19 protein-coding genes are annotated in these 23,409 nt (G+C 56.8%); 7 read left to right on the top strand and 12 right to left on the bottom strand.

What is annotated here, in order from left to right; translation table 11 throughout:
* The first annotated feature begins 81 nt into the window (after positions 1-81).
* The 4 genes from GS605_RS09185 (at position 82) to GS605_RS09170 (ending at position 4,636) form a co-directional block, all read left to right on the top strand.
* Positions 82-1,206, top strand: a complete 1,125-nt coding sequence (locus tag GS605_RS09185) for an extracellular solute-binding protein (RefSeq protein ID WP_171723781.1) — start codon at positions 82-84, stop codon at positions 1,204-1,206.
* A 116-nt stretch (positions 1,207-1,322) separates the two neighbouring features.
* Entirely contained in the window at positions 1,323-2,435 is a 1,113-nt protein-coding gene (locus tag GS605_RS09180) for an ABC transporter ATP-binding protein (RefSeq protein ID WP_171636122.1), read from the top strand.
* Between the two features lie 12 nt (positions 2,436-2,447).
* A complete protein-coding gene (locus GS605_RS09175) occupies positions 2,448-3,368 on the top strand; it encodes an ABC transporter permease (RefSeq protein ID WP_171119259.1) in 921 nt (306 codons plus the stop codon).
* On the top strand, positions 3,365-4,636 hold the full coding sequence (locus GS605_RS09170) for an ABC transporter permease (RefSeq protein WP_171723780.1): 1,272 nt from the start codon (positions 3,365-3,367) through the stop codon (positions 4,634-4,636). Before GS605_RS09175 ends, GS605_RS09170 begins: the two co-directional genes overlap by 4 nt.
* A 40-nt stretch (positions 4,637-4,676) precedes the next feature.
* Here the strand turns inward: GS605_RS09170 and GS605_RS09165 are convergent, their stop codons facing one another.
* The 10 genes from GS605_RS09165 to GS605_RS09120 form a co-directional block, all read right to left on the bottom strand.
* On the bottom strand, positions 4,677-6,593 hold the full coding sequence (locus GS605_RS09165) for a beta-galactosidase (RefSeq protein ID WP_171723779.1): 1,917 nt from the start codon (positions 6,591-6,593) through the stop codon (positions 4,677-4,679).
* Complete coding sequence (locus GS605_RS09160) at positions 6,590-7,450, bottom strand: SMP-30/gluconolactonase/LRE family protein (RefSeq protein ID WP_171723778.1); 861 nt, start codon at positions 7,448-7,450, stop codon at positions 6,590-6,592. Before GS605_RS09160 ends, GS605_RS09165 begins: the two co-directional genes overlap by 4 nt.
* Positions 7,447-8,052 carry a 2-dehydro-3-deoxy-6-phosphogalactonate aldolase gene (locus tag GS605_RS09155; protein WP_171723777.1) on the bottom strand — a complete coding sequence of 202 codons (606 nt, stop codon included), beginning with the start codon at positions 8,050-8,052 and terminating at the stop codon, positions 7,447-7,449. The genes GS605_RS09160 and GS605_RS09155 overlap by 4 nt, the downstream gene beginning before the upstream one ends.
* Complete coding sequence (locus GS605_RS09150) at positions 8,049-8,942, bottom strand: 2-dehydro-3-deoxygalactonokinase (RefSeq protein WP_171723776.1); 894 nt, start codon at positions 8,940-8,942, stop codon at positions 8,049-8,051. The genes GS605_RS09155 and GS605_RS09150 overlap by 4 nt, the downstream gene beginning before the upstream one ends.
* Before the next feature lie 4 nt (positions 8,943-8,946).
* A complete protein-coding gene (locus GS605_RS09145; protein WP_171723775.1) occupies positions 8,947-9,711 on the bottom strand; it encodes an SDR family NAD(P)-dependent oxidoreductase in 765 nt (254 codons plus the stop codon).
* Complete coding sequence (locus tag GS605_RS09140; RefSeq protein WP_171723774.1) at positions 9,711-11,417, bottom strand: IlvD/Edd family dehydratase; 1,707 nt, start codon at positions 11,415-11,417, stop codon at positions 9,711-9,713. The genes GS605_RS09145 and GS605_RS09140 overlap by 1 nt, the downstream gene beginning before the upstream one ends.
* Positions 11,418-11,475: 58 nt before the next feature.
* Positions 11,476-12,816, bottom strand: a complete 1,341-nt coding sequence (locus GS605_RS09135; protein ID WP_171723773.1) for an alpha-glucosidase/alpha-galactosidase — start codon at positions 12,814-12,816, stop codon at positions 11,476-11,478.
* Positions 12,813-13,661: a carbohydrate ABC transporter permease gene (locus tag GS605_RS09130; protein WP_170345350.1), complete on the bottom strand. Its 849-nt coding sequence runs from the start codon at positions 13,659-13,661 to the stop codon at positions 12,813-12,815. Before GS605_RS09130 ends, GS605_RS09135 begins: the two co-directional genes overlap by 4 nt.
* Before the next feature lies 1 nt (position 13,662).
* Positions 13,663-14,589 carry a carbohydrate ABC transporter permease gene (locus GS605_RS09125; RefSeq protein ID WP_171636104.1) on the bottom strand — a complete coding sequence of 309 codons (927 nt, stop codon included), beginning with the start codon at positions 14,587-14,589 and terminating at the stop codon, positions 13,663-13,665.
* A gap of 92 nt (positions 14,590-14,681) precedes the next feature.
* Positions 14,682-15,941: an ABC transporter substrate-binding protein gene (locus GS605_RS09120; RefSeq protein ID WP_171636102.1), complete on the bottom strand. Its 1,260-nt coding sequence runs from the start codon at positions 15,939-15,941 to the stop codon at positions 14,682-14,684.
* A gap of 141 nt (positions 15,942-16,082) precedes the next feature.
* Between GS605_RS09120 and GS605_RS09115 the strand changes: the two genes are divergently transcribed.
* From GS605_RS09115 to GS605_RS09105, 3 genes are all read left to right on the top strand, one after another.
* Complete coding sequence (locus GS605_RS09115) at positions 16,083-16,889, top strand: IclR family transcriptional regulator (protein ID WP_171723772.1); 807 nt, start codon at positions 16,083-16,085, stop codon at positions 16,887-16,889.
* Positions 16,886-17,944: an ABC transporter ATP-binding protein gene (locus GS605_RS09110; protein WP_171636098.1), complete on the top strand. Its 1,059-nt coding sequence runs from the start codon at positions 16,886-16,888 to the stop codon at positions 17,942-17,944. The genes GS605_RS09115 and GS605_RS09110 overlap by 4 nt, the downstream gene beginning before the upstream one ends.
* Positions 17,945-18,262: 318 nt before the next feature.
* Entirely contained in the window at positions 18,263-20,476 is a 2,214-nt protein-coding gene (locus GS605_RS09105) for an NADP-dependent isocitrate dehydrogenase (RefSeq protein WP_171723771.1), read from the top strand.
* A gap of 575 nt (positions 20,477-21,051) precedes the next feature.
* Here GS605_RS09105 and GS605_RS09100 read toward each other — a convergent pair.
* Both GS605_RS09100 and GS605_RS09095 read right to left on the bottom strand, forming a co-directional pair.
* The gene (locus GS605_RS09100) at positions 21,052-22,014 is read right to left on the bottom strand and encodes a glycosyltransferase family 2 protein (RefSeq protein ID WP_348539516.1); all 963 of its coding nucleotides are present in this window, start codon (positions 22,012-22,014) and stop codon (positions 21,052-21,054) included.
* Positions 22,015-22,279: 265 nt separating this feature from the next.
* Positions 22,280-23,389: a LysM peptidoglycan-binding domain-containing protein gene (locus tag GS605_RS09095; RefSeq protein ID WP_171723770.1), complete on the bottom strand. Its 1,110-nt coding sequence runs from the start codon at positions 23,387-23,389 to the stop codon at positions 22,280-22,282.
* Positions 23,390-23,409: the final 20 nt, after the last annotated feature.

Genomic DNA, 23,409 nt, shown 5'->3' with positions numbered 1-23,409 from the left:
CTTTTGGACTGACGAACGGGCACAGAAAGTCCTATGAATATAAAGACAAAAATAAACTCATCCAACAACGGGAGATCACCTATGGCTAAACATTCGTCACTTTCGAGACGCTCTGTGTTGAAAGGCGCAGGTGCTGCGGCACTTGCGGCACCCCTTTACAGCAAGAGCGCTCTGGCGTCGTCGGGCGAAATCAACATTCTGATGTGGTCGGACTACCTGCCGCCCAGTTTCATCGAAGAGTTTGAGACTCTGACCGGAATCAAGGTGAACTATACCGGCATCGGCTCGAACGAAGAGATCATCAACAAGATGAAGGCCACCAAGGGCCAGGGTTTTGATATCGTTTCACCGACCAACAACCGGTCGTTGCAGTGGGAACCGCTGGAGCTGCTCCAGCCCTTCGACATGAACAAGGTTCCGATCGATCTGGTGAACCCGGCCATGGCAAAGATTGGTACTGATGCGTGGAACTTTGGCGATTCAGGTGCGCACTGGCTTCCGCATATCTGGGGTACAGAAGGTATTGCTTATCGTACTGACCTGTGGCTGCCGGATGGTGATGCGCCGTCCTATGGCGACGTGTGGTCGGAAGCGAACGCAGGCAAAACCATGGGCCGCGCGCATTCCATGATGCTGGGCGCCGGCCTTTATATGGAACGCGCTGGCGAGATGGAGCCGGGTTCGGTCTGGGCGGCATATGGTGATGAAGACACCATGCGCAAGGTTTGGGGCCAGATCACCGACTGGTGCATTGCACGCAAGGACCGCATCAAGCTGATCTGGAACGACGCCGACACACAGAAGAACGGTCTTCTGAACGAAGGCGTTGTCGTTGGCCAAACCTGGGACGGCCCACCCCTTGCACTGAAATCCGCAGGTGAGCCGGTGCACTATCAGGCACCCGTCGAAGGTGCGATGGCTTGGGTGGATGGTATGTCCATGCCGACTGGTGCCGCGAATATCGATCAGGTTTACGCCTTTATCGACTTTGCCTATCAGGCCAAGCCGGCCGGTGTCGCCATTGACAGTCATGGCTACAACTCGCCGGTATTAGGGGCCGACCAGTATTCCGGCGACACCTACAAGAAGAACTTTGCCGAGGCCTATCCGGGCGACTCGCTGGCCAACCTCAATCCGTGGCCTGCAGAAGCGCCGTGGTATGCTGAAACCCGGACCGAGTTCGTCAACAAGTTCAAAAGCGCTTAAGCGTTCCGAACCTTCGCCCTCCGCATCCTGCGGGGGGCACCCATCTGCGCGCCGTCCCGGCGTGGCGGACGCTAATACTGTGTGGTGACAACACGCACCTCAGGGAGAAACCAAAAATGAGTGCAGGGGTCGGAGTCGATCTGGAAAACCTGTGGATCCGTTTCGGTGACTTCGTCGCCGTGCGCGATGCAAACGTCAATATCAACGGGGGAGATTTCTTTTCTTTCCTCGGGCCATCGGGCTGCGGAAAAACAACCATTCTGAGGGCAGTGTCCGGCTTTCTTGAACCAAGCGAAGGCAACGTACTGATTGGTGGCAACAATATGCGTGGCATCGGGCCCAACAAGCGCCCGACGGCGCTGATCTTTCAGAACCTCGCATTGTTCCCGCTGATGAAGGTCTGGGAAAACATCACGTTTTCCATGGAAATCAAAGGGGCCAGTGCTGCCGAACGCCGCAGGCGCGCCGATGAGCTTCTGGACATGATTGCGTTACCGGGGCAGGGGGACAAACTGCCAAGTGAACTGTCAGGTGGTCAACGTCAGCGTGTTGCTATTGCCCGTGCTCTGTGCGCCGAACCGGACGTGCTGTTGCTGGATGAGCCTCTGTCGGCACTTGACCTGAAGCTGCGCCAGCACATGCGGACCGAGTTGCGTGAAATTCAACAGCGTGTCGGCATTACTTTCATCTACATCACGCACGATCAGGGTGAAGCGCTGACCATGTCGGACAATATCGCCGTCATGCGTGCCGGTGTGATTGATCAAATCGCCGACGGGAAGACGATTTACAACGATCCCAACACGGCTTTTGCGGCTTCATTCGTTGGCGAAAACAATGTGTTCCGCGGTAAAATCAAGCAAGTGATGGGCAAGGAAGCTTTGATCTCGACCAACCGTTCGGGGGATCTGGTGGCAAGGATTTCGACGGCCAATCAGGGCAAGATGAAAGAAGGTGATGACGCGATGATGTTCATCCGCCCCGAGGCCTTTGCAATTGCCCCCGATGGCGCAACGGGCGATCACTTCGTCACCGCCCGGGTCAATCATGAAGAGTTCGAAGGCAACGTCTTCAACATCTTCACCGAAGGCGAAGGCGGAAAGGAAATCAAGGTCTCGATCCCCAACCATGGGCAATCCTTCGAGGACCACACCGGACAGAACATCACGCTGGAATACGAGACGCATAATGCCGTTGTCGTTCCCGCGGGTGAGCTGGCTGCGGAATAAGGGGAACAGTTCATGCCCCGATTTCTGAAAGAATTCTTCAATCGCAACGGCACCGGTATGGGCTTGGCGATCCTAGGTCTGGTTTTGTTCTGGACAATCGGCCTTATTATCCTGCCGCAGCTGTCGATGCTGGATTTCTCGTTCCGTCCAAACCTGCCCCCACCAGAAATTGGCGGGCCGAAGGACGTCTATACGCTGGAGAACTACAAGTACCTGATATACGGCCCCGAAGGTGGCAGTCAGGATTACAACACGGTTGACCTGCGGGTGTTCTTCCGCACCCTCGTGGCGGCCGTTTGCGTCACGATTTTCAACCTGATCATCTGCTATCCGATCGCCTACTATCTGGGGCAGTCCGAAGGCAGCCATATCCGCATCTTCGCGATCATGCTGATCATCCCTTACTGGATCAACGAAATCCTGCGCGCCTTTGCGTTGCGCATTATCTTCGGTGAAACCGGTGTTCTGAACACGCTGTTCGTGGGACTGGGGGTCTGGGATACGCCGTTCGACTTCATCCGAAACGATATCGCGCTCTATGCCGGGCTGGGCTATGCCTATATTCTGCTGATGATCTTCCCAATGTATAACGTCATAGAAAGCCTGGACAAAAATCAGATCGAAGCCGCGCGCGACCTTGGCGCGCCGTGGTGGCGGATACATTGGCGTGTGGTCATTCCTTATGCCAAGCCAGGGATCAGTTCGGGCTGTACGATGGTGTTCATGCTGTCTGCGGGCGCGCTGGCGGCACCGCAAATCCTGGGCGGGCCGTCGTCGCTGTGGTTCACACAGCTGATTTATCAGCAGTTCAACGATAACAACGACTGGCCGCAAGGGGCTGCTTATGCGATCGTCCTGCTGGTGACCTGTATCCTGTTCGTGCTGGCCATGATGCGCCTGTTCAAAGTGAACATGGGGGATATTGGGAAATGAACAATTCCTTTCTCCGCATAAGCATCTGGGTCTATCTGGCGATCTTCTTCCTGTATCTGCTGGGCCCGCTTGTGATCATGTCGATCACCGCGTTCAACTCGTCCGGCTTCCCGCGGATGAGCCCGTGGGAATGCCTGACCTTCCAGTGGTTTGGCGAGTTGTTTCAGGATCAGCGCATCCTGAACGGTATCAAGAACTCACTGATCATCGGGATCGGCACGGTCATCCTGTCAGTGGCCATGGGTCTGGCGGGCGCATTGATGCTGACCCAGATCTGGCCAAAGCTGCGGGCGACTTACTATACGATCATTATCGCTCCGATCCTGATCCCGGGTGTTGTTCTGGGTATCTCGACGCTGGTGTTCTGGGATCGTATCAACCGGATGCTGGGACTGGGGGCGGACAGCTTCCTGTCAAATGGCATTTTTCTGACGGTGATCGGCCAATCCACCTTTATCGCCAGCTACTGCATGCTGGTGTTGGTGGCACGCTTGCAGCGCTACGACGTGGCCCTGACCGAGGCGGCACTGGACCTTGGGGCCAGCCACGCCCAGGCCTTCCGCAAGATCCTGTTGCCGTTCATGCGTCCGGCGATTGCATCGGCAGCGGTGTTGGCGTTCCTCGCATCGTTCGAAAACTACAACACCACCACCTTTACCTTCGGTGAATACCCGACGTTGACGATCGAGCTGGCCCAAAAAGTCCGGTATGGCATCACACCCGCAATCTCGGCGCTGGCCTTCATCATCGTGGCGCTGACAGTGTTCTTCGCTCTGCTGAACGAAGCCAAGCTGAAACGTCAGGAACTGGTGGCAGCGGCGCGCAAGAACGCGACGGTTGAGGAGCTGGCCGGCAAGATCAAACTGCCCAGCTTCTTTTCCGGCAACATGGCAGCGGTTCTGTTGGTTGTATTTGCCGTCGCAACGATCACAGTTGTCGGCACTGCGGCCACCTACAATCCGGCGCAGTGTATCGCCGATATTCGCGAGCAGAAGCAGCTGGAAGCGGAACAGCGTATTCAGGAGTTGCGTAAACAGCGTGAAGAACGCCGCAAGCAACGCGAAGCTGAAGAAGCGGAACAGGGCGGTGCGCAATCCACCCCGAAACCGACGAACAACAGCGGCTTTGGCAATGTTTTCGCTCCGAACTCTTTAGGGGGCGAGGAAAGCGAAGGCGCAGATAGTGGGCCTGAATCCGAAGACGCTCCGTCCAATAACAGTGGTTTCGGCGGGGTGTTTGACCCCAATAGCCTGCAAAACGACGAATAGCGGCGCAGGTTCGTAGCCTCGGCATCCGCCCGGACTGACCTCAGGTTTGTTCGGGCGGATTGCGTTTCAGGATTTTGACGTCACAACCTTCGACGGTGAGCCCGTTCCAATCCACCGGTCCTGCGTTGTAGTTGATCAGGAAGGCATGATCGGCCGTCTCGCGCAGTCGCAGGCCTTGCGGCATCCTGCGCAATGTCAAATCGGCTTCTTCCGCCGCCATGGCTATAACGCGGTCCCAAAGGTCTGCATCGGGGAAGCCGGCCAAGTACCAGATTCCGTCCCCTGCCTTGAGAGCAGGTGTTCCGTCTTCGAAACTCAGCAAGTCTTTGGCCGTTCCTGACAATCGGTCGATCCAATGCCGCGCCGCGCCGCCACCCTTGACCGCGCGTTCAACCGTGGGCGGCAGAGTTTCGACCAGATCAACATCGCAATCGATCCTTCTCAGACCGGGTCTGCCCTTTTCAGGAATTTGAAAATCGCGGGTGATCGCGCCGCCGCGCGGTCCCAGAATGGCAAGATCGCATCTCTCTGCCAAACGTTGTTCCAAATCAGGATCCATTGTGGCCAAACCGGGGGCAAAGATCACCGAGTAATCACCGGGAATGTCCTTCGCCGAAACAAAGTCTACCGAAAGACCGGCCCGTCGCAGCGCGCGGTAAGCCGAAAAAACCAATCGGAAATAATCAAATCCCGCGCCTTGTGGTTGTGTGGTCCACGCCCAGTCCGAGGCGTAATCAAACAGAATGGCCACTTTGGCCTGTATCTGTTGCACCGCGCCCAACGTGTTCAGGTCATCTGCGGTCTGGCGGGCCTCTGCCAGTGCAGCAGCAGGGTGATTGTTCGATGTCAGCAAGCCCGCATGCATTTGCTCTTGCGCAAACGGGGCTTGCCGCCATCGGAAATAACTCACCACCTCGGCACCATGAGCCACGGCTTCCACGGACCAAAGACGCACCATTCCGGGCAGGGGCGCCGGATTATACGGTGCCCAATTCACCGGGCCGGGTTGTTGTTCCATCACCCACCAACGGCCGCGCCCAACCGCCCGGTAGAGATCATGGTGAAACGCCTGCATGTCCGGATCACCCTGTTGCAAAAAGGCGGTCTTGTGCGCGTCGTCGGCATCCAGCCGGTCCGACAGAAAACCGATCGGATAACTGTCCCAAGTGGCGATATCCAGATCCGCGCCAACCTTGAAATGGTCGAAGTCCAGAATACGGCCCATGTAATTGTGCAAAAGCGGCGCATCAGTCAACGGGCGCAGCGCATCCACCTGTGCTTTGTTGAAAGCCGCGACCTGATCCGAACTGAAGCGCCGGAATGCCAGTACATGAGCCGGGTTCGGCTCGGTCACCGTTTGATTGGGCAGGTCGATTTCGCTGAAGTTGCGATATTCCATCGACCAGAACACATTGCCCCACGCCTGGTTCAGCGTTTCAATTGTTCCGTACCGTTCGGCCAGCCAATGGCGAAATGCCTGTTGAGCAGCTGCGCTGTAGCTGAGAGTGGTGTCGTGACACCCGTATTCATTGTCAATCTGCCACGCGACGACATGCGGGTTCCTACCGAACCGTTCACCCAATATGCGTGCGATGCGGGTAGATTCGTCGATATAGCCTTGATGGCTAAAGCAGTAATGCCGCCGTGATCCGAACTTGCGCGGGTTGCCGTTTTCATCGGCGGCCAGCATATCCGGGTGTTTGTCCAGCATCCAGCGCGGCGGTGTTGCGGTTGGCGTGCCCAGCACGACCTTCAATCCGGCTGCTCCGAGTGTCTCAATCGCGCGATCTAGCCATTCGAATTGAAAAACGCCGGATTGCGGCTCGATGCGGCTCCACGCGAACTCGCCAATACGCACCCATGTAAGGCCTGTTTCGACCATTTGCGCGGCATCGTCTGCCCACATCGCCTCTGGCCAATGTTCAGGATAATAACAAACGCCCAGTTCCGGCTTCATAAGATGACCTTGTGTTCTGCCTGACCCTGACCTGCATTTCGCGCGGCAAAGGTCATGCCGTTGGTCGGTTGGCTGTCTATTGTTTCTGCGTTCAATCCCTGACGGGCCGTTGTGCAGAAAAGCGTATTCAGTTCATCGCCCCCGAAAGCGGGACATGACGTATGGGATGCGTCAAATGCAACGGCCTTCAGAAACATGCCGTCGGCCTTGTATACCGCAATTCGGCTGGCACCCCATTGTGCAATCCAGATATTTCCCTGGGCATCGATGACCGCACCATCCGGGTTCAGACCTTCTTTGCGCAAATCCAGAAAAACTGCGCTGTCGCCTTCCGGCCACCCGGTTTCGGCGTTCAGACGCCAGCGCCTGACTTGTTTCGTTGCGGTGTCGCAGAAATAGGCCACCGAACGATCGGGGGCAAAACAGATCGCGTTGGAGATTGTCACATCCGGAACCAATCGTCTCAACTCGCCTTTCCAGAAGCGATAGATTGATCCGGCCCCGGGTTCCGCCTGCTTGCCCATTGTGCCGATCCAAAACCCACCCCACGGATCGGCGCGGCCATCGTTTGAACGGGTCACGGGGTTGTCGGCTTCCAGAGGCGTGATCAAGTTCCGCTTTCCGGATTGCAAATCGAGACGCCACAGCCCCGTTTCCGACGCCATAAGAAGCGTATCGCGATCCACCCAGCCCGCGGCCGAAACATGTTCATCGAAGCTCCAGCTTTTGGGCATTCCCCGCTCGCGGGTCATCAGACGTTTGCCTATGATATCGAACCAGAAAAGCTGACGTCTTTCAGGATGCCACAACGGGCCTTCGCCCAACTCGCAGGGGCGGTCGTCAAAGATAGTGCTCATCCGGCGGCCTCGTCATAGGCCGTGACGATATGCCGGGCGCGCTCGGCGATTTCGGCGACATCCATTCCGGGTTTGTAAAGTGCAGAGCCTATCCCAAAGCCATCTGCGCCCGCTTTGATCCATTGCCCGAAATTCTCGGGTCCGGCACCGCCAACGGCAAAAACAAGCGAGCCTATGGGCAAAACCGGACGTAAGGCGGCCAAACCCGCCGGACCAGCCATCACCCCCGGGAACAGCTTCAAACCGGTGGCCCCGGCCTTGAGGGCCGCAAAAGCTTCAGTTGGGGTGTAAACCCCCGGCCAGCTTTGCAGGCCTAACGCGGCTGAACGCTTGATGACCTCGGCGTCATAGTTGGGCGATACGATCAACTTGCCTCCGGCGGCCGACACAGCGTCCACCTGATCGACTGTCAAAACAGTGCCCGCGCCGATCAGGGCCTGGTTTCCAAACGCATCAACCAAAGTTCTGATACTGTTGAGCGGATCCGGAGAATTGAGCGGCACTTCGATCCGGTCGATGCCGGCATCGATAATGGCGCGGCCAACGGCTTTGGCTTCGTGCGGTTGCAAGCCACGCAATATGGCGATGATGGGACGGCTCATGCGGTTTGCCTTGTCAGGTTTCGGGCCAGCGCAAGCCCGGCCAGAGTTGCCTCGGTGGCGTTTGCGGTTTCCACAAATGCGCCTTGCCGTTGCAAGGCTGTTGCATATGTCTGCGACACGCCTTCTGCTCCGATAATGGCCAGTTGCTGCCCTAGCCAATAGGGCCGTGTCGCGGCCAGTTCGGCCCCGATCAACAATCCGGAAAGGCGCGCGCGTGCGGTGGCTTTGGCCTGACCTTGCAGCAAGTCCGCCGCTCGCAAGTTAAAAAGACGCGCAGCCAATTGTTCGGGCTTTGATAACGTATCCGCAACCACCTCGGCGAAAGCGTTTTCGTCCCAGCCCGGGCCTACAGAGTGTCGCAGCACGGACTGACCACATAGCAGGTCGAACAACTCACCCGTCATGAAGGTACGAAAGCTTACAACCTCGCCAGCGCTTACCTGAACCCATTTCGTGTGGGTTCCGGGCAGGCAGATAACGCCGTCCCAATTCTGGCGCGCGCCCAGAAATCCGGCAATCTGGGTTTCCTCACCCCGCATCACATCCGGCGGGGTTGTCTGTTTCAGACCGGGTATGACAAAGGCCCGGATGCGCGGATCTGATCCGGGTACGCGGATCGGGACATCGGGCAAGGGGGCCGACGGCACGGTCGAATAAGGGGCTTCCACCCAGCCTTGGCGTGCGCCGACCATTCCGCAAGCGACCACATCCACCGGCGCGCCGGGCAACCAGTTTTCGATCAAATCCAGCAGGGCGGCTTGAAACCCGTCAGGCCCGACGTGCGCCATGCCCTTGTCGGATTGCGCATGGTCCAGCGCAGTCGAACCCTGCATGGCCCAGGCCCGTAAATGAGATGTTCCCCAGTCGACGGCGATCCATTCAGTGTTCATAACATCACCCCGAAACCACGACGCCGCCATCAACAGCCATACATTGCCCGGTCATTGCATGGCTGGCCTTGGACGCCAGAAAAAGTGTTGGTGCTATCATATCCTCGGGCTTCAGGTGCTCTTTCAGACATTGCCGGTCCAAATGCGCCGCCAGATCCTCGGGCGTGGCCCATTTATCCAACTGTTTTTGCGTCAGAACCCAGCCGGGGGCCAGAGCGTTGACGCGGATTTTCCTCGGCCCCAGTTCTCGTGCCAATGACCGTGTCATCCCCGTGATCCCGGCATTCGAGGTCGTATAGATCGGATAGCCAGCATTGCCCATCATGTAACTGATCGAGCTGAAATTGATGATTGCCCCGCCATCTTTCATTTGCCGGGCGGCTTCCTGACACGCGAAATAATAGGCTTTCAGGTTCACCTCGATCATCCAGTCCCAGAATTCCGTCGTGGTTTCCTCAAGCGTATGACGTTGGTCGTTGGCTGCATTGTTCACCAAGACGTTCAAAGGACCATGAGCCTCGGCAGCTTTGGCCATCGTCGCGTGCAGCAGTTCGGTATCCGTCATGTCGCCTTGCAGGAACAGCGGCGCGCGGCCGTGCTTGTCGCGCATCTCTTCGACAAAACCGCTGGCATCCGACCGACCAATGAAGGCCACATTGGCCCCCTGTGCCATGAATCCATCTGTCAGCGCCGCACCGACGCCCGAGCCGCCGCCGGTGATATAGACGGAGGCCCCGTTGAGATCGTGGAATGTAGCTGGTTGGGTCATCAGTGGCTCTCTCTGGTCACGAGGCGCGTGTCTTTGCCAACAAGGAAATCCAGATCCGCCCCCTGATCCGCTTGCAGCACGTGGTCGATGTAAAGTTTTGCATATCCGCGTGTGTAGTGCGGATCATCCGGTTGCCACGCGGCGCGGCGGGCGTTCAGTTCGTTTTCGTCCACAAGCAGTTCCAGTTCGCCGCTGCTGGCTGAAACACGGATGCGGTCTCCGCTTTTGACCAGCGCCAGCGTGCCACCCGCCTGTGCTTCGGGGCTGACATGCAAAATGACGGTGCCATAAGCTGTTCCCGACATGCGGGCATCCGAGATCCGGATCATGTCTCGCACACCCTCTTTCACCAATTTCGCCGGAATTGGCATGTTGCCGACCTCGGGCATGCCCGGATACCCCTTGGGGCCACACCCTTTGAGCACCAGAATGCTCTTGGCCGTGACCGGCAGGTCTTCACGGTCTATATTGGCCTTCAGGTCTTCGATGTTGTCGAACACAAAAGCCTCGCCCTCGGTTTCAAGAAGCGCGTCAGTGGCCGCCGAAGGCTTGACGATTGCCCCATTCGGCGCAAGGTTGCCGCGCAGAACTCGCAGGCCCGCAGCGGGCTTTACAGGATCATCGAAGGGACGGATGACGTCCGAGTTGTAACACTCGGCCCCTTCGTAATGTGCTGAGATATCCTTGTTTAGAACCGTCTTTGCCGGGCGCAGGAACGATTTGAGTTCATTCAGTACAACCGGCATGCCGCCTGCGTAGCAGAAGTCTTCCATCAGGTATTTGCCCGACGGCATGCAGTTGACCAGCAGCGGTATTTCGGATCCGATTTCAAAGTCTTTCAGGGTCAGGTCAACCCCGACACGTCCCGCCAGCGCCAGCAGGTGAACCACAGCGTTGGTCGAGCCTCCTACGGCGGCATTGGCGAGGATGGCGTTCTCAAACGCCTCTTTGGTCAGGATGTCCGAGGGCTTGAGGTCTTCTTCCACCATCTCGACGATGCGCCGGCCGGTCATGTGCGCCAGCGCCATGCGGCGGGCGTCGACCGCCGGAAGCGCGGCATTGGTGGGCAGGCTCATGCCCATCGCCTCGACCAGCGATGCCATGGTGGACGCCGTGCCCATGGTCATGCAGACACCAGCGCTGCGCGACATGCCGGATTCAGCGTTCATGAAATCCTGCAAGGTCATTTCGCCGGCCCGAACGGCCTCGGAAAATTTCCAGACATCGGTGCCGGATCCGATATCCTGTCCACGGTATTTACCGTTCAGCATCGGGCCTGAACTGACGACGATCGAAGGCAGATCGACTGACGCCGCCCCCATCAGTTGCCCCGGCGTGGTCTTGTCGCAGCCGCCCAACAGAACGACTCCGTCAATACCATAGGCGCGGATCGATTCTTCGACATCCATGGCCAGCAGGTTGCGGAACAGCATCGCGGTGGGTTTCATCTGGGTTTCACCCAGCGACATGACGGGGAATTCGACCGGAAAGCCTCCCGCCTCCCACACGCCGCGTTTTACGCCCTCGGCCAGGTCGCGCAGGCCCGAGTTGCAGGGGGTCAGTTCCGACCAGGTGTTGCAGATGCCAATTATGGGTCGTCCGTCAAAAGCGTGGTCGGGAAAGCCCTGGTTTTTCATCCACGACCGGTGGATGAAGCCATCCTTGTCGAGTTTTCCATACCAATGCTGTGAGCGGCGTTTTGTCATGTCTGGCTTTGTTTTTCTTGGCTGAAGTTGGATCTGAGTATTTGTAAAATGATGAAGATCAGGCGGCGCGGGCCGGTCGGCACCAGTCGGGCAGCCAATCGTTATGGGCCGTCAGCAGATCCGTGACAAGGTTTCGGATCTGGCGCAGGTCCAGTTCGGCGGCGGTGTGCGGATCCATCATCGCGGCGTGATAAATATATTCGGGGTTCTGTTCTGTCAGGGCCCGAACAGTCAGTTCCTGTACGTTGATCTGGGTGCGCATCAGGGCAATCAACTGCGGCGGGATGTCGGTCACGACAGAAGGCTGTACGCCGTTGCTGTCGACCAGGCAGGGGGTTTCGACCGCCGCGCCCATGGGCAGTTGCGGGATCTGGCCGGTATTGGGCAGGTTGCCATAGGCCATGTAGGGCGTGTTCGTTGCGATCGCGTTCATCAGGTCGGCGGCGAATTCGTGGCTGCGCGTGACATCGATATTGCGCCCGTCGGTCAGGGTCTTGGCCTGTTCCTTCCACATCTCGACCTGCTCGACGCAGCGGGTGGGGTATTCGTCCAGCGGGATCGAGAATTCCTCGATCAGGTCCTGCCGCCCGTCCTTGATGAACCACGGCACGTATTCGGCCAGGTGTTCCGAGCTTTCTGTGCAGAAATAGCCCAGATGATCCATCACCTCGTACCGCACCTTGTTGGGGCAGCGCGGCATCAGCAGCGGTGCCTTCGGGAATTTCCCCGCGTGATAGCCCCGTCGCAGTGCCGGATACAGGTCGCGGCCCTGATGTTCCAATTTCAGAAAGAATGCGACGTGATTGACGCCCGCGACTTTGTAGCGGAACTCATCCTTTGGCAGATCCAGATCATGGGCCAGTTCCTCGACCGTATTTTGAACCGAGTGGCAAAGGCCCACATGTTTCAGGGAAGGGAAGCGTTCGGCCAGTGCCCAGGTGTTGATGGCCATCGGATTTACGTATTGCAGCAATGTCGCGTTCGGACAGAGTTGCATCATGTCCCCTGCGACATCCCAAAGCACCGGAACCGTGCGCAGGCCTCGCATGATTCCTCCGACGCCCAGCGTATCAGCGATGGTTTGACGCAAGCTATACTGCTTGGGGATCTCGAAATCGGTGATCGTGCAGGGCTTGTACCCCCCGACCTGAAAGGCGGTAATGACGAAATCGGCCCCGTCCAGCGCCGCGCGGCGGTCGGTATGGGTCGAGACTGTCGCCCCGGCCCCGACCGAGCGGATCATGGAGCGCGCAACTGCTTCGCTTTCCGCAAGGCGCTGGGGGTCGATATCCATAAGCGCAAAGTGACTGTCGGCCAGCGCAGGGGTCAACAGAGCATCTCCAACGATGTTCTGCATGAAAATTGTGGACCCGGCACCGATAAAGGTAATTTTGGTCATTTCACAGCTCCGAGGGTCAAACCCGCAATGAAGTGTTTCTGCATCAGGAAGAACATGGCCACCGGTGGCAGAGCTGCCACGATGGAGCCCGCGCTCATCAATTGATAAGCGGCGCGGAATTGTGCGTTGAAACTGGTGATTCCGGCAGTTACAGGCTGGCTTTCCGCGCCTTGCGTCAGGACGACGGCCCAGAAATAGTCGTTCCAGATGAAGGTGAAGATCAGCACGCTGAGCGCGGCGATCGCGGGCTTCATCAGCGGCAGGACCACGTACCAGAAGATGCGCCATTCGCTGATGCCTTCGACCCGTGCTGCCTCGATCAGTTCAAAGGGCAGGGCGCGGATGAAGTTGCGCATGAACAGGGTGCAGAACCCGGTCTGGAAGGCGATGTGAAACAGGACCAGCCCGGTCTTGGTGTTGTAGAGCCCAAGTTGCAGGGTCAGATCCCGAACCGGCACCATCAAGATCTGAAAGGGCACGAAATTCCCGGCCACGAACATGAAGAAGATCCAGAGGTTCGACTTGAACTTGTAAATGCCAAGCGCGAAGCCGGTCATGCAGCTGAGCGCCACCGCTCCGATCACGGTAGGGACGGTGATCATGAATGAATTCAGCAGGTATCGCGGCATGTCCGAATTAAAGAACACCTGACCATAGTTAAAGGCGCCTTCAAAGCTGGACGGCATTCCCCAGTAATTCGCGTTGGTGAAGTCAGCAGCGGGTTTTACCGAGAAAAGAGCAACCGCCAGCAGGGGACCCAGCCACAACAGAAGGGCCAATGGAAGCATGGCTTGATACGTGATCTGCGCCGCGCGGGGTTGTTTTTCGATGGGTTTGGGAAACATCTCAGCGCCCCTTCTCTTCACGGTACATCGACCACAGGAAGTAGGCGATGAAGCACAACATGATCAGGAAAAGGATCACGGCGATGGCCGCGCCATAACCCATGCGGAAGCCATATTCGGACAGGGCGACCTCGAACATGTAATAGGCCAGCACGCGGGAGGATCCGAAAGGTCCGCCTTGTGTCATGATCGAGATCAGGTCGAATGACCGTAATGCGCCGATGATGGTCACGACAAACGCGATAAAGGTTGCGGGCCGCAATTGTGGGATGATGATGTGCCAAAGCATCTTCCAACCCTTGGCCCCGTCCAGGCGTCCCGCTTCGATCTGTTCCGGGTCCACAGCGTTCAGGCCGGTGAGGTACAGGATCATGCAATAGGCGGTTTGTGGCCAGAGGCCGGCGAAGATGATGCCGTAGGTCACAAAGCGCTCATCGCCAAGCACGTTCAGGGGACCAAGGCCGAAGAGGTCGAGGAATTCGTTCAGCAACCCGAAGGTCGGATCGTAGAACCAGGTGAACACCAGCCCCACCACGACCTGAGAAATCACGAAAGGAAAGAAAAACAGGGACTTATACAGGCGGATGCCCCAAACTGTCTGATTCAGGAACAGGGCGATGAACAAACCTGCCGGAATCGCGGCCAGGTACAGGATCAGCCAGATCAGATTGTTCTTCATCGAGATGTAGAAAGCATCCCGGTCTACCCATTCCCAATAGAGGTCTTCGTAGTTGCGAAAGCCGACGTATTCCGCAGCGCCCAGGCCGTCCCACTCGTAAAGCGACAGGTTGAAGGACTGGAATACCGGGATAATCACATAGACCAAGAAGAACAGCATCCCGGGGGCCAGAAACAGCCAGGGTGCGATGCGTTGTTGATTGCGATGGAACCAGCTTTCCTGTTCTGAGGCGTCGGCTGCAACTGTCATTGGAAACTCGGGTCTGTTGGAGCAAGGCGGGTCGGAACCCGCCCTACGATTCAAAGGAGCGTGGGCCGGGCTTTGGCCCGACCCTTGCCTGATCAGTTATCGTAAATACGCTCGCGCGCGCGTTCGAGTTTGGCCAGTATCCGGTCCAAGTTGTCGGGTTTGACCATGAATTCCTGGAAACCTTCCATGGACACTTTGGCCATTTCCGCAGGCGCGTCGCGGTCCCAGAACTGGGCTACCCCACCGGGGCTGTTGGACGAAAGCATTTCAAAGCCCTGTTGCAGGAACTTGTCGTCATCCACAGCGGATTGCGCGTTGACCGGCAATTGGCCGAGATTCGCGCCGTTGTTGATTTCGGTCTGTTCATCAGCAGAGACCACAAAACGCAGGAATTCGCGCGCAGCTTCCTTGTTCGAAGCATTGGTCGGGATGTGGAACGTGTCTGTCGGAGCGTCTTCGGCCAGCTCAACATCGGGATTGATCGCGACGAACTGGTAGAAATCCAGCTGGTCATCTGTCAGGCCCGCATCGCGCAACGGTGCCACTGCGAAGTTGCCCATCAGATAGGCTGCTGCCTCACCATTGACCATGAAGGGCAGCGCTTCCTGCCAGCTGTAGGTCTGGTGGTTGTCGATGAATGCGCCCATGTCGATCAACTGTTTCCAATTGGCGAAGGTCTGCTTGACCCGGTCGTCTTCCCAGCTGACTTCGCCATTGGCCAATTGCTGATGAAAATCAAAGCCGTTTGTGCGCATGTTCAAGTAGTCAAACCAGCCACCAGCGGTCCAAAGGAACTTGGTGCCGATCGTGTAGCAGGCGCGTCCTGAATCGACGATTTTCTGGCAGTTGGACAGTTCTTCTTCCCAAGTAGTCGGCTCGCTCAGGCCCAGCTCGTCAAAGATGTCTTTGCGATAGTAGACACCCCACTGATAATAGGTATACGGCACACCCCATTGCTTGCCGTCGATTGTCAAAGCGCCCTTGGTCGAAGCGAGATTGTCGGCGATCTCGGGCTCGGCCCACAAATCTGAAACGTCCTCGAACAGACCCGCCTCGACATATGGTTTCATACGGTTGGCCGCGTACCACGTGGCCACGTCCGGGGTGTCAGCCGTCAGGAAGTTCCGGATCTGCGTTTTATAGGCTTCGCGGTCGATGACGGTTGTTTCGATTTCCAACCCCGGATGCTGTGCCCCGAACCGTTCGATCATCGCCTCCATCGTCGCGCGTGGCGCCGGGTTCGATGTGTCCAGAAAGATCCGCAGCTCTCCGGTGAGTTCCGCAGCTGCTGGTGCCGCCATCGCGACACCAAGCGCCAGCGCAGCCGTCGTGCGCTTGAAAGTTGAATACATAGTTTCCTCCCTGTTTCTCTCCCACAAGGTTCCAAATAGTGAAACCGAGTTTTATATATTGAAAACTACACATCGACTCGGTTACTGTTGTCAAGACCCTCGTGAGGATGGCGAGGGATAATCGGAGGAGAATGATGGCCCGTGTCAGGTGACGGAACTATAGGCAAAGCATGTGATGTGCTGGATCACGTAGCATCGTTCGAGCGCCCCGTTCGATTCGCTGAACTTTTGGAAAGCAGCGATTTTCCAAAGGCGACCCTGTATCGATTTCTGCAATCTCTGACCAACCAGGGAATGCTGTCTTATAACCGCGACAGGCAGACCTATGCGCCCGGAATGCGGCTGGTCCGGTTGGCCCATGCGGCATGGACGCAAAGCTCATTGGCCCCGATAGCGCGGCCTTTTCTGGATGCCCTCAGTCAAGAAACCGGTGAAACCGTGCATCTGGCGCAGCTTGATTCCAGTCAGGTTCTTTACGTCGACAAACGCAACGCCGCACAACCAATCGAGATGTACTCTCAGGCTGGTAAAGTTGGCCCGGCCTACTGCACAGGGGTCGGCAAGGCGATGCTGGCATTTTTGGACGAAGATGCGTTGAACAGGGCGGCGTCGCAGCAAAGCTATCACCGCTTCACCGACAAAACGCTGACATCCGAAAAGATGTTGCGGGCTGATCTTGACAGAATTCGCAGCCGGGGATTTGCCATCGATGATGAAGAGCACGAGCCTGGCATCATATGCATCGCCTGCCCAGTTCTGACGTCGAACGGTCGGATGCTTGGGGCAATTTCGATAACCGGGTCCACCGAACGAATGGATTTCGATCAACTCGAAGCCTGGGTGCCGCGCCTGCGGCGCGTGGCTGAACAAATCGGAACCGAGGCACAAGCCTGGCGGTTTCCCGAAACAGGCCCTAGTTCCAAAAACGACAGGATGCTGATGACATGACAGGTGTAACTCTGAATCGGGCAATCAAACGGTACGGTCAGACACAGGTCATTCATGGGATCGACCTGCAAATCGAAGATGGTGAGTTCTGCGTTTTTGTAGGGCCTTCAGGGTGCGGAAAATCCACGTTGTTGCGGATGATTGCAGGGCTGGAAGAAACCTCGGAAGGTGAGATTCACATCGGATCGCGCGAGGTGACACATATGGATCCAGCCAAGCGCGGCGTGGCGATGGTGTTTCAGACTTATGCGCTCTACCCGCACATGTCAGTGGCGGAAAACATGGGATTTGGTCTGCGCATGAATGGTGTCCCAAAAGCCGAGATCGACCAGAAGGTGCAGGAGGCTTCGAGCATCCTGAAGCTTGATCCTTACCTCAAGCGCAAACCCAAGGCCCTGTCCGGGGGGCAACGGCAAAGGGTTGCGATCGGGCGGGCGATTGTACGCGGGCCCGAGGTTTTTCTGTTTGACGAACCCCTGTCCAACTTGGACGCTGAATTGCGTGTCGAGATGCGCGTCGAAATCGCGCGTCTGCATCAGGAAATCGGTGCAACCATGATCTATGTGACCCATGATCAGGTCGAAGCCATGACGATGGCCGACAAGATTGTGGTGCTGCGCGATGGCCGGATCGAACAGGTCGGCGCCCCGATGGATCTGTACCGTGATCCTGACAACCGGTTTGTTGCAGGTTTCATCGGTTCGCCCGCGATGAACTTTCTTGATTGCGAATATACTGACGGCCATGTCACCCATCCCGCTTTGGGCCAGCCATTGCCGGTCTCGGCGACTGTTCCTGCCGGAACGGGCAAGGTGACGTTGGGGATGCGCCCTGAACATATTCACATCGACCGGTCTGCCGACACCTGCACTGTGGACCTGACCGAAGCGCTTGGGGGTGTATCCTACTCGTATTTGCTGACGCCAAATGGGGACAAACTGATTGTGGAAGAGCGGGATGACCAGCGCAGCAAAACCGGTGACCGGATTGGCATATCCATTCAACCTGACCGTGCCATGGTATTTGATCCCGAGACAGGGCAGAGATTTCGGTAATCCTTGGCCGCAACCCGAAAAAATTCGTGGGACCAGCCGGGCAGCTTCATAGAAAACATGTGGCGTGACCTGAAGGGAAACGCCAAAGACAGCCAAGTGAAACGTTGAGCTGATGACATCAAAAGCCATCCAAGCCCAGCCCGTGGCAAAACGCGCGGGCACAGATGATTGATTCCCAGCGCAACGTGATTTAAGGGAGGCCCTGTCAAAACAGAGTCACCCAGGGGCGGTATCGTGATCGCGCCCCTCCCGCGCCACGCTGAAGTGGCTTCAACTCTTGGATCGCACGCCCCGAAAGGCTTAAAAAGGTAAAAGAATATGGCAGATAAATCGAACTTCGACATATTGTATACCATTGTAGACGAAGCGCCCGAACTGGCCAGCGCCTCGTTCCTGCCCATCATTCGCAAGTTCGCTTCGGCTGCTGGCGTCAGCGTGGGCACCAAGGACATTTCACTGGCCGGGCGCATTCTGGCAGCCTTCCCCGAAAACCTGACGGATGAGCAGCGTGTCTCGGACGATCTGGCAGCATTGGGTGAGCTGGTAAAAACCCCGGACGCCAATGTGATCAAGCTGCCGAACATCTCGGCATCGGTTCCGCAACTGGTGGCCGCCATAGAAGAGTTGCAGTCGCAAGGCTATGATATCCCGGCCTATCCCGAAGAACCTTCGACCGACGAAGAAAAGGCGATCCGTGCGCGTTATGATGCCATCAAAGGCTCGGCCGTGAACCCGGTTCTGCGTGAAGGTAACAGTGACCGCCGTGCGGCGCGGGCTGTCAAAAACTATGCCCGCAACAACCCGCATTCCATGGGCGAATGGACCTCGGACAGCAAAACCAAAGTCTCGTCCATGTCGGGCAACGATTTTTACGCCAATGAGAAATCGTCCACCATCACCGCTGCCCAAGCGGGCGATGCAAGGATCGAGTTTGTCAGCAAAGACGGCAGTGTGACTGTCCTTAAGGACGCGTGGCCGCTGGACGAAGGCACCGTGGCTGATGCGACCTTCATGTCAGTCAAAGCACTGTCATCCTTTCTTGCAGAGGCCATCGAGGACACCAAGAAAGACGGCACAATGTTCTCGTTGCACCTGAAAGCCACGATGATGAAGGTCTCGGACCCGATCATCTTTGGCTATGCGGTCAAGGTCTGGTTGGCGCCGGTTTTCGACAAATTCGGTGCGGAACTGGATGCGCTGGGTGTGAATCCGAACTCGGGTCTTGGCGATTTGCTTGAGCGTGTTCAAAACAATGCCGAGATCGTCGCCGCAATAAACGCGATCAAGTCTGATCGTCCATCCATGTATATGGTGGATAGCGACAAGGGCATCACCAACCTGCATGTTCCTTCCGACGTGATCATTGATGCTTCGATGCCAGCGGTGATCCGCGCGGGCGGCAAGGGTTGGGATGAGACCGGTGCCAAGGGTGATACAAATTGCGTCATCCCCGACCGGTGCTATGCAACTGTTTATGATGAAAGCATCAAGTTCTTCAAAGCCAATGGTGCATTGAATCCCGCCACTGCCGGTGCGGTCGCAAATGTTGGCCTTATGGCGCAGAAGGCCGAGGAATACGGCAGCCACCCGACCACCTTCGAGGCGCCCGCCGACGGCTCAATGCGCATCGTTCTGGCCAATGGCGAGGCCCTGCTTTCGCACGAGGTCGAAAAGGGTGACATCTGGCGGGCCTGCACCGTCAAGAAGGCGCCGATCGAGAACTGGATACAGTTGGCGATGGACCGTCAGCGCCTGACCGGATCCGAGGCGATCTTCTGGCTGGATGCGAACCGTGCCCACGACGCAGAGCTGATCAAATATGTCGAACCGGCGCTCGAGGCTGCGGGCGTGGCTGACAAGTTCCAGATCATGGCCCCGCGCGAGGCAACGCGCCAGACGCTGGAAACCATCACCGCCGGAAAGGACAGCATCGCCATCACCGGCAACGTGCTGCGTGACTATCTGACCGACCTGTTCCCAATTCTCGAACTGGGCACCTCGGCCAAGATGCTGTCGATCGTCAAGCTTATGAATGGCGGCGGCCTGTTCGAAACCGGGGCAGGGGGCTCGGCACCGAAACACGTGCAGCAATTGGTCGAGGAAAATCACCTGCGCTGGGATTCGATGGGTGAATTCTGCGCGCTTGGGGAATCCCTGAACTTCCTGGCCGACGCCAAAGGAAACGCGAAGGCAGGTGTTCTTGGCGCTGCGGCAGAGGCCGCAACTCAGGGCATTTTGGACAACAACCGGTCGCCAAGTCGAAAAGTCGGCGAACCGGACAACCGCGACAGCCACTACTGGTTCGCGCGCTACTGGGCCCAAGCCTTGGCTGCCCAATCTGACGATGCCGATCTGGCAGCTGAAATGGCACCACTTGCAAAAGCGCTGGCAGAGAAAGAAGAGCAGATCTTGTCGGAACTGGCCGCAGTCCAAGGACCGTCGGTGGATTTGGGCGGGTACTATCACACTGACCCGGTCAAAACCGCCGCTGTGATGCGCCCCAGCGCTACGCTGAACGCAATCATCGGCTGATCGCCGTCGAACAGGCGGGCGAGTTTCGTCCGACATCAAGACACGAAGGGACCGCCTTTGCGCGGTCCTTTTCATGGAACGCGGGATTGCCCAAAGACCCGCCCCGAACCTTACGCCTGACGATCTGTAGCTTGCTGTGGCTGCGCCGTTAAAACCAACCTTGTCAGGTTCTATGAACGACTTGCGCAATGTGTGCCCGGTAAACATCTGCGCATCACGTTGGGTTCCAGCGCTTGGGCCGTCCGGACACCAGGCGCAAATTTCGATCGCTTTCCTGAAACTGCGAACAGGGCGGTCAGCAAGGATCGAAAGATCCTGATTTTTGGAAAAATTTAAGATTTACGGGATTCCCCCAATAGCGCCGGTTTTCAGTCCGCGTTAGATATTTGGGGACAAAGAATTTCACTGGTGAGGCCTTAGGGCTATATCACTCACTCAGAAAAATGGCCAGCATTTGGGGTGCTGGCCATTTGCGTATCTGGTTCACCAAATCCTTGAACAAACCAGCCTGTTCAGACGCTTACGCGCGAACAGGCCGTTCATTTGACTAGCATTGAACTGGGGGTTGATTTTAATCAGCCAAATCGACGGGTTTGAGCCTCGACAAGCGATGGCTTGATTTGGTCAACGCCTGACGCAGCTACACCTTTGTGCTGCAAATATGACAGACGACGTGCTTCCCTCCGGGCAAGAGCCAGAGATTCCAGAATCAAAGCGCAGACGATGGACAGCATTGTCGCAACAAAACCGGATACTGCGACGACGACAGACGGAATTCTATCGACAAGCCCTGTTTCCAAAAATTCTCGGAATACGGATGCAAACACAAAGAGCGAAGGCAAAAACATCAACACGGCCAATGACAGGAAAAACGCAACGGGCTTTTCATCCTTGATCAACAAGCCGATCATTTTGAGAATCCGCCACCCGTCGGAAAACGTCGCCAGCTTAGAGTTCGAATCCGGCAGGCGTGACGAATACCTTGTTTGAACCTCACCGATTGGCATGCGCATCTGCATCGCATGAACTGTTAGCTCTGTTTCAATCTCGAACCCGTTTGATACTGCGGGGAAGCTTTTGACAAAGCGTCTGCTGAAAACGCGGTAACCCGAAAGCAGGTCGTTGATTTTGCTGTTGAAGAAGAATTTCACAAGCCAACTGAACAACGCGTTGCCAAATTTGTGGCCGCGCCGATAGGCTTCAGTTTCTTCATTCACACGGGCGCCGTTGACCATATCCAGATTCTGCGAAACGAGCATGTCGATCAATTCCGGCGCCGCCGCGCTGTCATAGGTCGCATCCCCGTCAGCCATAACGTAGACATCCGCATCAACGTCGGCAAACATTCGACGGACCACGTTGCCTTTGCCCTGGTATGTTTCGGAATAGACCCGCGCGCCTGCCTCAAGCGCGACCTTGACGGAGTCGTCGGTGGAATTGTTGTCATATACGTAAATCGTTGCGTCGGGCAGGGCCGCGCGGAATTGCCGAACGGTTTCACCTATGGCAACGGCCTCGTTGTAGCAGGGCAAGATCACTGCAACGTCCAAATCCGATCTGGTCGCGGACGACGGTGAGTTATTCTGAATATTGAAGGCGCCCTGTATCATATGCAAATCACGCTCTTTCATTGGCATCAATTGAATGATGATCGTGCTTGGGGTTGAAGGTGCTGCGTATTTGAGGCTGTTATGAAGCAGATAAGAGGCCAAAATTTGTCATTCTGAAAAACCTCGTGTTTGACGCTGACAAAAAAGGGGCCGATTGAAGAACCGGCCCCAAAGTTTCAGCTGAACCGAGGGATCAGTTCGACGCTGCCATCAGTTTTTCGTTGTGCTCGCGCAGCGTGTCGGAGACGATCGCATACCATTCCCCGGTTTCGCGCATCTCGTTCAGGCCTTTGTTCAGCATCGCCAGGTATTGCTTGCCGAACGGATTGCTGCGGTGGCTGATAAAGCGCAGCGAGGAAAGCGAGGTCACGTACGGGTTCTCAACCAGGTCGTTTTGGTTCAGGCCCATTTCAACCATTGTGTCCGAGAACAGCTGAACTTCAAAGGTTGCAACATCTGCGGTGCCGGTCAGGACCGCGTCAAGGCATTCGCGTGCGGTGATCGGCTGCATCAGCGTCATGGTTTCACCGTTGTGCAGACCTTCCTGTTCCAGATCATGGATGAACCAGCCATCCATACGGCAGATCGTGGCGCCCTTCAGCTCTTCAAAGGTTGTCGCATTCGCATACTGGCTTTCCGGAATGGTGTAGAACCCGACGACAATGTCGTAGACCGGAACAGATGAATCGAACTGGGTGCAGCGCACCTCGGTTTCCCAGGACCATTCGTAGGTGCGGTTGGTGCAATCCGGCATGTTCCACGCCATGGACACGTCAAAGGCGCCAAGAGGCAGAAGAGTTTCCAAGTGCGAGTTCCAATCATCCACGAAGCTTACGGAATAGTCGCGCGCGTTGCCGCCACGCTGCAAAGCCGTGGTGCCCAGACGGGTGATTGCTCCGCCGCCGTTCAGCGATTCATCGGCGAAAGGTGCCCAGCCATTGCCGGTCACCAGCTTGATCGGTGGCTGGTAGACGCTCGAACGTTTGACGCTGGCCGCGCGTTGTTCTTCAGCTGCGATGATTTCCTGCGCGCTCTGACCATTGGGCAGGCTACCGTCCTCACAGGGAAGGGCCAGAACAAGACCTGGCTCCAGAGCGTTGGGGTTGGTGATTTCGTTCCGGTTCGCGTTGAAGATCGGCTGATAGTTCGACGTGCCGTACGCTGCGATTGCAATGGTCGCCATGGTATCACCGTCCTGGACGGTGTAGTTGGTGCAAGCTTCCTGTGCTGCAGCGGCACCTGCGCACAGAGCGGTAATAGCAGTTGCTGAAAGCGCTACCTTTTTCATCTTCTCGTTAAACATGTCCACTTCCTCCAGACTTT

It is taken from the genome of Ruegeria sp. HKCCD7559 (assembly GCF_013110575.1).
In the GTDB taxonomy this organism is placed as follows: domain Bacteria; phylum Pseudomonadota; class Alphaproteobacteria; order Rhodobacterales; family Rhodobacteraceae; genus Ruegeria.
This window is presented reverse-complemented; position numbering and strand designations above follow the sequence as displayed.

What these genes read in the sequence shown, in the direction of transcription:
- GS605_RS09175 (WP_171119259.1), top strand. Translation starts at nt 2,448, where the DNA reads ATGCCCCGATTTCTGAAAGAATTCTTCAATCGCAACGGCACCGGTATG.
- GS605_RS09110 (WP_171636098.1), top strand. Translation starts at nt 16,886, where the DNA reads ATGACAGGTGTAACTCTGAATCGGGCAATCAAACGGTACGGTCAGACA.
- GS605_RS09180 (WP_171636122.1), top strand. Translation starts at nt 1,323, where the DNA reads ATGAGTGCAGGGGTCGGAGTCGATCTGGAAAACCTGTGGATCCGTTTC.
- GS605_RS09150 (WP_171723776.1), bottom strand. Translation starts at nt 8,942, where the DNA reads ATGAACACTGAATGGATCGCCGTCGACTGGGGAACATCTCATTTACGG.
- GS605_RS09130 (WP_170345350.1), bottom strand. Translation starts at nt 13,661, where the DNA reads ATGTTTCCCAAACCCATCGAAAAACAACCCCGCGCGGCGCAGATCACG.
- GS605_RS09135 (WP_171723773.1), bottom strand. Translation starts at nt 12,816, where the DNA reads ATGACCAAAATTACCTTTATCGGTGCCGGGTCCACAATTTTCATGCAG.
- GS605_RS09140 (WP_171723774.1), bottom strand. Translation starts at nt 11,417, where the DNA reads ATGACAAAACGCCGCTCACAGCATTGGTATGGAAAACTCGACAAGGAT.
- GS605_RS09145 (WP_171723775.1), bottom strand. Translation starts at nt 9,711, where the DNA reads ATGACCCAACCAGCTACATTCCACGATCTCAACGGGGCCTCCGTCTAT.
- GS605_RS09185 (WP_171723781.1), top strand. Translation starts at nt 82, where the DNA reads ATGGCTAAACATTCGTCACTTTCGAGACGCTCTGTGTTGAAAGGCGCA.
- GS605_RS09120 (WP_171636102.1), bottom strand. Translation starts at nt 15,941, where the DNA reads ATGTATTCAACTTTCAAGCGCACGACGGCTGCGCTGGCGCTTGGTGTC.
- GS605_RS09165 (WP_171723779.1), bottom strand. Translation starts at nt 6,593, where the DNA reads ATGAAGCCGGAACTGGGCGTTTGTTATTATCCTGAACATTGGCCAGAG.
- GS605_RS09155 (WP_171723777.1), bottom strand. Translation starts at nt 8,052, where the DNA reads ATGAGCCGTCCCATCATCGCCATATTGCGTGGCTTGCAACCGCACGAA.
- GS605_RS09125 (WP_171636104.1), bottom strand. Translation starts at nt 14,589, where the DNA reads ATGACAGTTGCAGCCGACGCCTCAGAACAGGAAAGCTGGTTCCATCGC.
- GS605_RS09105 (WP_171723771.1), top strand. Translation starts at nt 18,263, where the DNA reads ATGGCAGATAAATCGAACTTCGACATATTGTATACCATTGTAGACGAA.
- GS605_RS09170 (WP_171723780.1), top strand. Translation starts at nt 3,365, where the DNA reads ATGAACAATTCCTTTCTCCGCATAAGCATCTGGGTCTATCTGGCGATC.
- GS605_RS09095 (WP_171723770.1), bottom strand. Translation starts at nt 23,389, where the DNA reads ATGTTTAACGAGAAGATGAAAAAGGTAGCGCTTTCAGCAACTGCTATT.
- GS605_RS09160 (WP_171723778.1), bottom strand. Translation starts at nt 7,450, where the DNA reads ATGAGCACTATCTTTGACGACCGCCCCTGCGAGTTGGGCGAAGGCCCG.